This is a genomic window from Azospirillum sp. OGB3, assembly GCF_014192915.1.
In the GTDB taxonomy this organism is placed as follows: domain Bacteria; phylum Pseudomonadota; class Alphaproteobacteria; order Azospirillales; family Azospirillaceae; genus Azospirillum.
In genome coordinates, this window is sequence record NZ_JACHYN010000005.1 from 201,540 (window position 1) to 213,614 (window position 12,075).

Annotated in this window: 9 protein-coding genes; 4 read left to right on the top strand and 5 right to left on the bottom strand. The window is 69.9% G+C overall.

Features of this window, described 5'->3' with window-relative positions:
* Nucleotides 1-19: 19 nt before the first annotated feature.
* The 3 genes from FHW79_RS13190 to FHW79_RS13200 form a co-directional block, all read right to left on the bottom strand.
* Nucleotides 20-352, bottom strand: coding sequence for a hypothetical protein (locus tag FHW79_RS13190; RefSeq protein WP_183179345.1), 333 nt, complete (start codon nucleotides 350-352; stop codon nucleotides 20-22).
* A gap of 62 nt (nucleotides 353-414) precedes the next feature.
* A complete protein-coding gene (locus tag FHW79_RS13195) occupies nucleotides 415-867 on the bottom strand; it encodes a hypothetical protein (RefSeq protein WP_183179346.1) in 453 nt (150 codons plus the stop codon).
* Between the two features lie 136 nt (nucleotides 868-1,003).
* Entirely contained in the window at nucleotides 1,004-2,482 is a 1,479-nt protein-coding gene (locus FHW79_RS13200; protein ID WP_183179347.1) for a phage tail tube protein, read from the bottom strand.
* A 488-nt stretch (nucleotides 2,483-2,970) separates the two neighbouring features.
* Between FHW79_RS13200 and FHW79_RS13205 the strand changes: the two genes are divergently transcribed.
* The 4 genes from FHW79_RS13205 (at nucleotide 2,971) to FHW79_RS13220 (ending at nucleotide 8,677) form a co-directional block, all read left to right on the top strand.
* The gene (locus FHW79_RS13205) at nucleotides 2,971-4,365 is read left to right on the top strand and encodes an ethanolamine ammonia-lyase subunit EutB (protein ID WP_183179348.1); all 1,395 of its coding nucleotides are present in this window, start codon (nucleotides 2,971-2,973) and stop codon (nucleotides 4,363-4,365) included.
* Nucleotides 4,362-5,159, top strand: coding sequence for an ethanolamine ammonia-lyase subunit EutC (gene eutC / locus FHW79_RS13210; protein WP_183179349.1), 798 nt, complete (start codon nucleotides 4,362-4,364; stop codon nucleotides 5,157-5,159). Before FHW79_RS13205 ends, eutC begins: the two co-directional genes overlap by 4 nt.
* A gap of 115 nt (nucleotides 5,160-5,274) precedes the next feature.
* Entirely contained in the window at nucleotides 5,275-7,284 is a 2,010-nt protein-coding gene (locus tag FHW79_RS13215) for an FAD-dependent oxidoreductase (protein ID WP_211108259.1), read from the top strand.
* Nucleotides 7,285-7,297: 13 nt separating this feature from the next.
* A complete protein-coding gene (locus FHW79_RS13220; RefSeq protein ID WP_183179350.1) occupies nucleotides 7,298-8,677 on the top strand; it encodes an outer membrane protein transport protein in 1,380 nt (459 codons plus the stop codon).
* Nucleotides 8,678-8,735: 58 nt separating this feature from the next.
* Here FHW79_RS13220 and FHW79_RS13225 read toward each other — a convergent pair whose 3' ends face one another.
* Both FHW79_RS13225 and FHW79_RS13230 read right to left on the bottom strand, forming a co-directional pair.
* The gene (locus FHW79_RS13225) at nucleotides 8,736-9,701 is read right to left on the bottom strand and encodes an acetoacetate decarboxylase family protein (protein ID WP_183179351.1); all 966 of its coding nucleotides are present in this window, start codon (nucleotides 9,699-9,701) and stop codon (nucleotides 8,736-8,738) included.
* Nucleotides 9,698-11,992, bottom strand: coding sequence for an NAD(P)-binding protein (locus tag FHW79_RS13230; protein ID WP_211108260.1), 2,295 nt, complete (start codon nucleotides 11,990-11,992; stop codon nucleotides 9,698-9,700). Before FHW79_RS13230 ends, FHW79_RS13225 begins: the two co-directional genes overlap by 4 nt.
* Nucleotides 11,993-12,075 lie beyond the last annotated feature (83 nt).

The following is a 12,075-nucleotide window of genomic DNA, read 5'->3' on the forward strand; positions in this document are numbered from 1 at the left end:
AGGACGGAGGGGGCGTTGCTCATGCCCCCTCCCCGACCTCGCCGCCGGTCTGGGCGGCGCTCTGCCTGGACGTCTCGGCCCACCAGGCGAGGTACAGCTCGTCCATGTGATGGAGCAGCGTCCGCAGGAGGTCGGCGTCGACGGCGTTGCGGTCGGCGTAGGCCGTCACCACCGACCAGGGAATCCGGCAGGGCGTGGCGGGTCCAAGTCCGCCCGGACGCCAATGCCGGTCGTCGGTAAGGTCGTGCCACGCGCGCCAGACCCATCGGCACCAGGGCTCGACCTCCACCGCCTCCCCGAGCCCGGCCCGGCGCGCCGCGACGATCGCCACGGCGTCCGGATCCTCGTCCATCAGCTCGTCCAGCAGGTCGTCGGTCTCGGCCCGCCGGTCGAGCCAGTCCCGCAGCGCCGCGGTCAGTTTCCCCGGGCGGCCTCCAGCTCCTCGGCCTTGCCGTCCTGCGCCGTGGTGGCCGCACCGAAGGCGAGGTCGAGCAGCCTGGCGCCGCGCGGCTCCAGGATCAGGTCGCAGAATTCGGCGAAGGGCAGTTCGCGGCCGCCGATGACGCAACCCTCCACGTCGACCAGGCTGTGGTCGATCAGGCAGCGGGCGTTGATCCGGCGCTTGTGCGACACCGGCAACCGGTTGGTGTCGCCGTTGAAGCCCTTGGCCGCCTGACGCTGCTGGCGGGCCTGGGCGTCGTAGTAGGCGTCCGGCAGGCCCTTCGTCCTGATGCGCAGGCTGCGGTCGGGGTCCGGGGTGATCCACACGCCGTCGCGCGCGACGCGCTCGTCCACCAGCAGGTCGCCGAGGTCGTCGGTCTGCGGGGCGGCGGCCGGCTGGCCGTGCGAAACATGTTCGAAGGTCATGAGCGTCTCTCGTGCTTGGTCGTTGGTCGGGATGCGCGGAAGCGGGCGGGCGCCGACCAAACGCCCGCCCCGGTTCGCGCGAACCGTCTGCCGCCCGGTGGGGCAGCCTCGTTCCCGTTGGTCGCCGGGATGCCGGTTACTGGAAGAATTCGATCCGGTTCAGGATCAGCTGCGCGTTGGTCAGCGGATCGCGCGAGGCGGTCAGCTGCGCCGGCAGCGTGACGTCCTGGCTCTTTCCGCCGACGCCCGGATCGCCCTCACGGGCGGTGAGGCGCGGCGACTCCCAGATCATCGCCCGGCCGCATTTCTGCAGGCGGCAGTTGACGCCGATCTTCTCGCCGGACTCGATCCGCGACAGCAGGGCGCGGGAGCCGAAATAGGTGTCCAGTTCCACCTTCACGTCGCAGGCGCCGTCGCGGATCGCCACCGCCGCCGGGGCGGTTCCGTCGCCGTCGGACAGCGCGTCGCGGGTGCTCAGGTTGTTGATGATCGTGAACTTGATGGCGCGGGCCCAGTCGGGATTGCCCAGCGCCGCTCCGCCGACGCCGATCCGGCCGCAGTTCGCGGAGAAGGCCATCGCCGGATAGTCGACCATGTCCGGAGCGTCGGCCGGCGCAACGTCGAGCGCGACGCCGGACGAGCCGCCCTTCATGCCCATGAAGGCCACCGTCCCGGTCGCCGGCTTCTTCGCTTCGCCGCCAAATTCCAGGCTGTTCACCCGCATGCCGGTCTGGGCGATGAAGCTCGGCGGGTTCTGCTCCATGAAGCCGCGCTCCAGCGTCACCGAACGCACCAGCGACCCGTTCTTGATGACGTCCCCGTGCCAGACGCGGATCGTCTTGTCGGGGCCGGCATCGACCGCCCAGCCGGCCGGCCGGTTGTCCAGGGCCAGCTCATGCGGCGCGATGCCGACGATGCGGACCCAGGCGTTGCACGCCGCCGTGCCGTAACGGTAGGCGTCGGTCGTCCCGCCGATCTTGATCCACTGCCCAACCGACAGGCCCAGCGTGGTGAAGTCGAGAGCGGTGGACCCGAGCCCGGTCAGCGTGGTGGCGAGATCTCCGGAGGCTCCTTCGAACCCCACCACCTTCAGCCGCGCCGCGGCGCCCGGAGCGGCCTCGTCCAGCAGGCCGCCACCCGCGAAGACCGGAGCGGTGGCGGAGCCGGCGGTCACCTTGCGCACCCCGTTGTTGGCGGCCTCGAAACCGCTGAAGCGCACCAGATGACCGGCCGCGAAGGCCGGGCCGTCGGTCACGGCGACGATCTGCGCATCGGCGCTCACCGAGGCCACCGCCGACGCCGGCAGGCCGTCGTTGTCACGGAACGGCGTGTTCACCCAGTCGGCGCAGAAGGCGCTGACGATCTCGGAGTCGAGGAGGCTGCCCGGCACCGGATAATGCCATTCGATGCCGATCTGGCCGCCGTTGCTCTGGCCGACGCTCAGCGGATCGGCGTTCATACGGTCGTCGCGCAGCTCCCCGGATTCCTCATAATCGGTCTTGTAGGTCAGGCCGATCGAGGTCACCCGCTGCTGGCGCAGGCGCGGGGTGACGGGGGTGGTGCCGGGCACCGCTTCGAGGACACCGGCGAGGCGCACCCGGTTCGAACTGGTCATGTTGAACGGCTCCTTTCGGCCAAAAAAAAAAGCCGCCCGAAGGCGGCTTGGCGGCGGATGGGACCGGTCGTGGGATGGTCCCTCCGTTGGGATCGTGCCGTTCCGGTTCGCCCGATGGGGCAAAGGGAACACCCAGGTCCTTGGGTTCCTCCGCCGACGGGAACACGGGTTCCACCCCGGCGAAGAGGCACACGATCAAAACAACGACGCCCGCCGCGGCGGAGCCGGGCGGGCGCGGGTAACGCATTGTCTCCTACAGATTGGATTATATTCCTCGACTTGTAAAGCACTTTCTTGCTCCGTCCAGCAGATGCGTCGACGGCACCGCCCGAACGCCGTGGTCGCCGCCAACGGCGCGGTCCAGATCCGGCAGTCGGGATCATCGATGCGTCGATGCTCGGGTGGGCGCTGGACGGGGCGCGTCGGCATCGCCAAACTCTACGGAGGCGGGTTGAACGGACGAACCGACGAGGGGGAGAGGGGACGCCATGGCATTCGCCCACACTCTGGCCGGAACGCGGTACAGATTTCCCGATTTGAAGACGCTGCTCGCCCGCGCCTCGCCGCCGCGCTCGGGCGATGCGCTGGCCGGGCTGATCGCCGCCAGCGCGGCGGAGCGGGTGGCCGCGCAGATGGCCCTGGCCGACCTGCCACTGCGCCATGTCCTGAGCGAAGCGGTCGTCCCCTACGAGGCGGACGAGGTGACCCGGCTGATCGTCGATGGCCACGACGGCGCCGCCTTCGCCCCGGTCGCTCATCTGACCGTCGGCGGCTTCCGCGACTGGCTGCTGTCGGAGGCGGCGGACGCCGCGGCCCTGACGGCGCTCGCCCCGGGCCTGACGCCGGAGATGGTCGCAGCGGTGTCGAAGATCATGCGGCTGCAGGACCTGATCGCCGTCGCCGCCAAGACCCGCGTCGTCACGCGCTTTCGCAACACCATCGGCCTGCCGGGGCGCCTCTCCACCCGCCTGCAGCCCAACCACCCGGTGGACGACCCGCGCGGCATCGCGGCCAGCGTCCTCGACGGGCTGATGTACGGCAGCGGCGATGCGGTGATCGGCATCAACCCGGCCACCGATAGCGTGGAGGCGATGACCACCCTCCTGGAGATGCTGGAGGAGCTTCGCCTGCGCACCGGCGCACCGATCCAATCCTGCGTGCTGGCCCACGTGACCACGGCGCTGCGGGCGATGGAGCGCGGGGCGCCGGTCGATCTGGTCTTCCAGTCCATCGCCGGGACGGAGGCCGCCAACCGCGCCTTCGGCGTCTCGCTGGCCCTGCTGGACGAGGCGTGGGAGGCCGGACGGGCGCTGAACCGTGGCACGGTCGGCGACAACCTGATGTATTTCGAGACCGGCCAGGGCAGCGAGCTGTCGTCCGGCGCGCACGAGGGGGTGGACCAGCAGACGGTGGAGGCACGCTGCTACGCCGTCGCCCGCCGCTACCGGCCGCTTCTGGTCAACACGGTGGTCGGCTTCATCGGGCCGGAATACCTCTATGACGGCAAGCAGATCACGCGGGCCGGGCTGGAGGACCATTTCTGCGCCAAGCTTCTCGGCCTGCCGATGGGCTGCGACGTCTGCTACACCAACCACGCCGAGGCCGACCAGGACGACATGGACGCCCTGCTGACCCTGCTCGGCGTGGCCGGCTGCACCTTCATCATGGGGGTGCCGGGGGCCGACGACATCATGCTGAACTACCAGAGCACCTCCTTCCACGACGCGCTCTATGTCCGTCAGGTGCTCGGCCGCCGCCCGGCGCCGGAGTTCGAGGCGTGGCAGCAGGCCGCCGGGATCACCGATTCCGCCGGGCGGCTGCGCTTCGACCTCGCCGCGTCCTGCCTTCTGCCCGCCCTGCCCCTGCCGGAGGAGCAGCCATGACCGAGTCCAAACCGGTGCCCCTTCCCTCCCCGGCCCAACCCGATCGCTGGGCTCATCTGCGCCGCCACACCGACGCGCGGATCGCGCTGGGCCACGCCGGGAGCGGTCTGCCCACCGCCGCCCACCTCGCCTTCCAGGCCGCCCACGCCCAGGCGCGCGACGCGGTGCACACCCCGCTCGACGCCGCGGCGCTGCTGGCGGCGTTCGCGGAGCGCGGCTGGCCGGCGGCCGCGGTGACCAGTGCGGCGCCCGACCGCGCCGCCTACCTGAAGCGCCCGGACCTCGGCCGGCAATTGTCCGAGGAGTCGCAGCGCCGCCTGTCGGAGCCGGTCCGCGCCCCCGACGTCGTGCTGGTGGTCGGCGACGGGCTGAGCGGCACCGCCGTGCAGGCCAACGCCGTCGCGGTGCTGGAAGCCCTGATCCCTAAGCTCCAGGCGGCCGGGCTGCGGGTCGGGCCGGTGGTGGTGGCGGAGCAGGCGCGGGTGGCGCTGGGCGACCCGGTCGGCGCGCTGCTCCAGGCGCAGGCGAGCATCGTCCTGATCGGCGAGCGGCCGGGACTGAGCGCCGCCGACTCGCTGGGCCTCTACCTGACCTGGGAACCGCGGCCGGGCCGGGTGGACAGCGAGCGCAACTGCATCTCCAACGTCCGAACCGGCGGCCTCGCCCCCGCCGCCGCCGCCGCCCAGGCGGCCGCCCTGCTCGCCGCCATGTTTGCGCAGCGGCGGTCGGGCATCCTGCTCGACAGCGCGACTCCCGCCACCCCACCGGAACTGCCAAGCGGCGCCGTTCCGTAACCAATCCGCATCGGTGCGGCGACGGAATGTTCGCATTCGTCTTAATCCCATTGCGACAAGCGGCGATGCCAAGCACAATCCCCCGGCAAAACAACCGGGGCTCGGGGTGGCTGCGATGGGAAAGACGCGTGTGCTGGTGCTTGGCGGCGGGCTTGGGGGTGTGTCCGCCGCGCTGACTCTGACGGCGACCGAAGCGTTGCGCGAGACGTTCGACGTGACGCTGGTCAGCCACGGCTGGCGGCTGGGCGGCAAAGGGGCCAGCGGCCGCAACGCCAAGCAGGGCCAGCGCATCGAGGAGCACGGGCTGCACATCTTCCTCGGCTTCTACGACAATGCCTTCCGGATGGTGCGCGGCGCCTACGCGGAGTGGGACAAGCCCGCCGACTACGCCTTCCAGACCTGGACCGACGCCTTCCGCCCGCTGTATCAGGTGACACTGATGCAGGATATTCCGCGCTTCGGCAAGACCCGCTGGCACTCTTGGAACCTCAATTTCCCCGAGCGCCCCGGCACGCCCGGCGATCCGCGGTCGCTCGGCCCGAACGGCTTCGCGGCCTTCCTGATCGGCGCGCTGCAGAACCTGGTCGCCAAGCACGACCATCTGCCCGGCCACCTCACCGCCAAGCTCGGGCTGGACGCCCTCGACAAGGCGCGGACCCACATCGAGGAGGCGGGCGACGGCGCGCTGGACCACGGGCTGATCGTGGATCTGCTCAAGATCGTCCAGAAGGGCTTCCAGGCGGTCCTGGAGCCGCTGCTGAAGCTGTCGGACGAGGGCTGGGAGTTCGCCTGCTTTGCCGATTTCGGCCTTGCCTTCGCCATCGGCTGCTTCGCCGAGGTGCTGCCCTATGGGAAGGGCGGCTTCGACCGCATCAACGGCGAGGACTTCCGCGAATGGCTGCAGAAGAACGGCATCTCCGACACCTTCGCGTGGTCGGCCCCGGTGCGCCTGCTCTACGACATGTGCTTTTCCTACAAGAACGGCGAAGCGACCGACGGGCCGGAGAACGCGCGCTTCGCCGCCGGTGCGGCGGCGGAGATCCTTCTGCTGATGGGCTTCGCCTACAAGGGCGCGCCGCTGTGGAAGATGAACGCCGGCATGGGCGACACCGTCTTCACGCCCGCCTGGTTCGTGCTGAAGCAGCGCGGGGTGGACATCAAGCTGTTCCACCGCCTGACCAAGCTGGAAACCTCGGAAAACGGCGCCTGGGTGGAGCGGGTGCACCTGAACCGTCAGGTCGATCTCGTCAACGGCGCCTATGACCCGTTCGTCAAGGTCGGCTACGGCGACGACGGGAAATGGCTCTACTGCTGGCCGTCCGAGCCGGACTGGAGCCAGATCGTCGACGGCGACAAGATCCGCGACGCCGGAATCAACCTGGAATCGGTGTTCTGCCACTGCACCGCCGGGGAATCGGTGCTGGAGGTCGGCAAGGAGTTCGACCTCGTCGTCCTGGCCATGCCGCCCGCCGCGCTGGCCGACCCGGCGGCCGAGTTGATGGACGCCAATCTGCGCTTCAAGCAGATGGTCGAGGTCACCCCGGCGGTGCCGACCCAGGCGGTCCAGCTCTGGATGACGCCGAGCATCGAGGAGATGGGCTGGAAGGCCGGTCCGACCGCCATGACCAGCTATGTCGAGGAACTCGACAGCTGGGGCGAGATGAGCCACCTCATCCCCGCCGAATCCTGGCCGTCCGGCACCGTCAAGGCCGTGGAGTATTTCTGCGGCACCGCCCGCTGGCCGGCTGGCGCCCCGCCCTACGCCTGCGGCCTGCCGCAGCGGATGGCCGCGGACGTCCGCCGCGACGCCACGCAGTGGCTGAACGCCAACATCGGGGTTCTGTGGCCCAACACGGTCAAGGACGGCGTGTTCGACCAGAGCCAGGTCTATTCCTCCTACTACCGCTACAACCTCGACCCGTCGGAACTCTACGTGCAGTGCTTCCCGGCGACGGTGGAGACCCGCCTGAAGCCGGGCGACAGCGGCTTCGTCAACGCCTTTCTGGCGGGTGACTGGACGCGGACCTGGTTCAGCGCGGGCAGCGCCGAGATCGCCGTCCTGTCCGGAAAGCAGGCCGCCGAGGCCATCGCCCGTCAGACCATCGACCTCACCCCGTCCGATTGAGAACCCTGATTCAATGCGCGTAATCGCAGCGTTTGCCGCGGCGGCCACTCTGGCCGCCGCGTTTCCGTCCCATGCCACCGACGTCTACACCTTCGAAGGGTTCGGGGCCGTGTCCATGGGCATGGGCGGCACCGGGGCGGCGTCCGACATCGGCGGCGCCGCCATGATCTTCAACCCGGCGACCCTGACGCAGCGCTCCTCCTCCTACCTGGAAGGCGGGCTGGTGGTCGCCGCCCCGACCGGGCTGCGCGCCACGCAGACACGGACCGGCGAGGTGGCGCACGGCAAGGACACCTTCCCCTTCCAGGGCTACTACATCCCCCAGGGCGGGTTCGTCTGGCGGCATGAAAATCTGGCCCTGGGGCTGGGCGCCTACGCCCAGGGCGGATTCGGCACCGATTACGGCGAGGGCAGCTTCATGGCCCGCCTGCCGTCCGGCGTCGACAGCGGGCTGCGCACCAGCAGCGAGGCGATGTTCATGCGCGTCCCGCTGGCCGCCGCCTGGGACGTGACGCCGAAGGTCACGGTGGCGGGCGCCATCGACTATGTGCGGGCGGGTCTGGGCTTCCGCGTCCTCCAGGGTGCCGACCAGCTCGGCGCGCTCGCCAACAGCGGACGGCTGACCGGACAGGGGCCGATGCTGGGCGCGGCCAGCGCCATGGTCGGGATGGGCGGCGGCGTCTATTTCGACATCTTCGACCCGTCGATCGCCCGCGCCGGGGTGGAGGGCGACGGGGTCAGCGGCCGGCTCGGCCTGACCTGGAAACCGCAGGCCGACACCACCGTCGGCGCCTTCTACCAGTTCCGCACGGCGCTCAACAACCTGACCGGCGACGGCTCGGTGATCGTGCTGGCGCCCGACGGGTCGCGGCTGACACAGCCTGCCAAGTACACGCTGGGGAATTTCCAGCTCCCCGCCGAATTCGGCATCGGCGTCAGCCACCGGCTGCGGCCCGACCTGACCCTCGCCTTCGATTACCGGCGCGCCTTCTGGGCGCAGGCGCTGCGCCAGTACAACATCCGCGTCGACGTGCCGGGCCTCGGCACGGTGTGGGAGACGCTGCCGCAACGCTACCGCGACATCAACATCTTCGCGGTCGGCGCCGCCTACCGGGTGACCGACGCGCTGACCCTGCGGGCCGGCTTCCGCTGGGCCGACAAGACCGCCCCGGCGGAGGACATCGTCTCGGTGATCCCGGTGGTCATCACCAAGCACGCCGGCTTCGGCGTCGGCTACGCCTTCTCCGAGACGCTGCGGCTGGACGGCGCCTTTTCCCACGGCTTCCAGGAGTGCGTGAGCAACAGCACGCCGCCCAACGGCTCCGCCGTCAATCCAGGGAAATTCTGCAACGGGACCGACATCGTGGCGCTGAGCCTCAGCGCCTCGTTCTGAAGGCCTCTCATATCTGAAGAACGGGCGCCGGCCTTCCCTCGGGCCGGCGCCTCTTTCCTCACTCCGCCTGCCAGACCACCCGGCCGGGGTTGGCGCGGAAGTCCATGTGGATCTGCATGGCGAAATCCACATGGACGGTGGCGCTGCCATCCGGCCCGGCCGCGAAGCCGAAGTCCGAGATGACCTGATGGCTGGCGTAGTCGGCCACCCGCAGCGTCCAGTCGCCGCGCATCGGCCACGCGCCGCGGAAGCGGTCGACGTGCATCGGGCAGTCGATCAGCGCTTGGTAGCAGGCCCGTTCGCTGTCCGGGGCGTCGCGGAACTGCTTCAGGTTGATGACCGGCACCGTGCCGGCGAGAAGCGATTCCACCGCCTTGACGGCGACCTCCACCCCCTCGACCAGCCCGCCGGGGCTCAGCAGGGCCTTCAACGCGTCGCCGAGGTCGGCGGCGAGATCCTCAAGGCTCTGCCACGCCGAACCGGGGGTCCACGGCCCGCCCTCCACCGTCAGCAAGGGGGCGAACACCCCCTCGCAGTCGGAGGACAAAGTGCGGAACAGCGTCGTCTCGCAGACGAAGCGCGGGTTCTCGGCCCCCTCCTCCGGCAGCGTGATGCGGCCCAGCGACTTGGCGAACCCCCAGCCCTCGCGGCCGCAGACCAACGGAATGGTCGCGTCCGGAAAGACGTAGGGCATCCACAGCACCAGTCGCGGCCAGTGGCCGGGCCGATGCTCGATCAGCGGCAGCCACAGCGAGGCTTCCCGGTAGGGAATCCAGCCGAACGGCTCGGTCGGGCTGGTGCAGCGCCCCACCGACAGGAAGGTGCACAGCGCCACCGGACCGGCCACCGTGTAGCGCACCGCCCCGGCGGGCGCCGCGTTCAGCAGCTTGTCGACCAGCGCCTGGGTGTTCTCCGGGTTGCTGCGCACGACGAAGGCGGTGGCGAGGCTGTCGGTGAAGACGCCGGGTGCGGCGATCGACACCTCGCCGTGCCCGGCGAAGGAGACGTAGAGGGGGGCGGTCACGACGGCGCCCCGTTCAGGAAGTTCTCGCCGGAGATGAACAGCGGCGTTCCGGAGATCGCCCGCGCCGCCTGCATGCCGGACATCACCGTCGCCTCGATGCAGGAGGTGTTGAAGCCGGTGCGGACCCAGCAGCCGGCCAGGAACAGGTTGTAGAACCCGCTGTCGTCGGTGCGCAGGCGGAACTTGGTGGAGCCGGCGGCGCTGCCCGGCAGCGTTTCGGTCGGATCGACGTTGGCGCGGATGATCTGGTGGGACAGCCGCTCCCGCCCGGTGCCGTTCCACGGGTCGTAGAGAACGTTCCAGTTGAAGCCGACGCCGCCCTGGCCGGAGACCGTCGCCTTTGGCCAGAAATTGCCCATGTAGGCGTCCAGCCACTCCGCCGCGCTGTTCGTGACGTTGTCCAGCGCCTCCTTCGGCACCGCGAGGTCGGTGGTCGGCCGGGCGACCAGACCGGTCTGCCAGACACCGCAGATGTAATGCACCGACTTCGGCGCGCCGGTCTCGCCGGGGCGGAACTCGTAGGGCAGCGTCTGTCCCATCTCCGCCCAGATCGACCAGGGCTCCGGCCCGGCGACGGCGGCGGGCTGCCCCGGCTCCCAGCCCAGCCCCTGGAGGTCGGGGCCGCACCACAGCTGCATGGACAGCGTCGGGATGATGCCGATGTTGCTGGTCATCGCGTTGAAGGCCGGCGAGGCCGCCTGCAACTCCGCCGCCAGCGTCGGCTGGTCGTTCATCGCCTTGAAGCCGCCCATGGAGATGCCGAGGACGGCGACGTCGAAGTCGCGGCCGCGCTGCAGCGTCTCCGACCCGACCGGCTCCCACGCGCACCAGTGCGATTCCAGCGAGGAGTTGTTGGTGGCGAGCGCCGCCTGGACCTTGTCGGCGTCCTTGATCTGGTCCCACAGCGGCTCCAGCGGCCAAGCCAGCAGGAACTTCCTGTCCTCCAGCGGCACGGTGATCAGCGGCTGGTAGTCGTCCCCGCCGTCGGCCAGATCGACCTGCCGGGCGAGGCGGACGGTCTCGACCAGCGCGCGGTCCTCGGACAGGCCGATGTCCTCGACGCGGCGGAAGAACTTCACCTTTACGCCGTTCTGGAGCAGGGTCTGGTAGATGGGCGCGATGATGACCTCGCCCATGCCCGCTTCCATGTTCCACATCACCGATTCGCGGCAGGTGGCGAACATCCGCACGCAGGACTGCGCCGCGACGCCCGCGCCCCAGTTGGGCTGCCGGTAGTCGCCGTCCTTGTACTGCATGAACGTGTCGTAGCAGGTGCGCAGCGAGCAGCTCTGCTTCAGCGCCTCGGCGTCGCCGCCGTGGCGGATCAGCCAGTCGGTGAACTCCAGCTCGTCCAGCGAGTCGGCGGTGCGCTTCTCGATTCCGAAATCGGCGATGACGCCGACGGTGAAGGGAATCACGAAGGCCAGCAGGTCGCGCGCCACGTGGTTGCGCGGCAGGGTCGCCGCGGCGGCCTCGATCAGCCGCAACAGCGTCATCAGGTCGTGGAAATGCTCGACCGGCGCCGTTGCCGACGGCGTGGACCCAGGCCCATTTCGCTGCCCGTCGGCCAGTGCCCGGATCAGCCGGTGGGCTGCGACAGCGGCGTCCTTCGCGGTGGTCACGGCGGCGCCCTTCAGCAGCGCCTCGGCCTGCGCCAGATGACGGACCTCGCGGTCCTTCCAGCCGCGGATCGCGTCGGCGAAGCGGGTGGCGAGCGGCGCCGGAAGAACCTGCTGGTCGGCCGGCAGGACGGGCATGGGCGCGACGGTGCGGCCGTCGACGTGGACCAGCTTGCCGTCGACGATCAGGCCACTCAGCGCGTCCCAGTTCTCGAAGACATCGCGCACCACGCCGACCAGCGACGCGATGGCCTGCGGCAGCGTCGGCATGACGTTGGCCGAGCCCGGCTCGCCGCCCAGCACCGGCCAGGTCAGCGGCCAATAGGCCGGCTTGCCGCCGTCCAGCACCATGCCGATGGGGGTGAAGCGCTGCGGCTTCAGCACATCCCGCCAGGACTGGAAGGTGTTGTCCGGCGAGCGCTTCCAGACGCCGAAGACGTCCTGGAGCATTTTGAAGGCATTGTTGTAGAAGCCGAACCAGACATGCAGGCCGTGCTCCTGGATGCGGTTCCACTGGTCGCGCCCGGTGGCGCCCTTGCCGCCCAGCCGCCAGCCCATCTGATAGATGGTGACGTCGAAGCGCGCCCGCTTCTCGTCCGTGTCGGACAGGAAATGCGCCGTGGTGAGGGCGCCGACGCCACCACCCAGAATTGCAACCCTCGTCTTCGCCATGCTCTCCCCCCGCAGATCCGGCATCCCCGCGACGGCGCCGCGGTATTTCGCGGCACTCGTCAGAAATTACGGAGGAGGTTAGC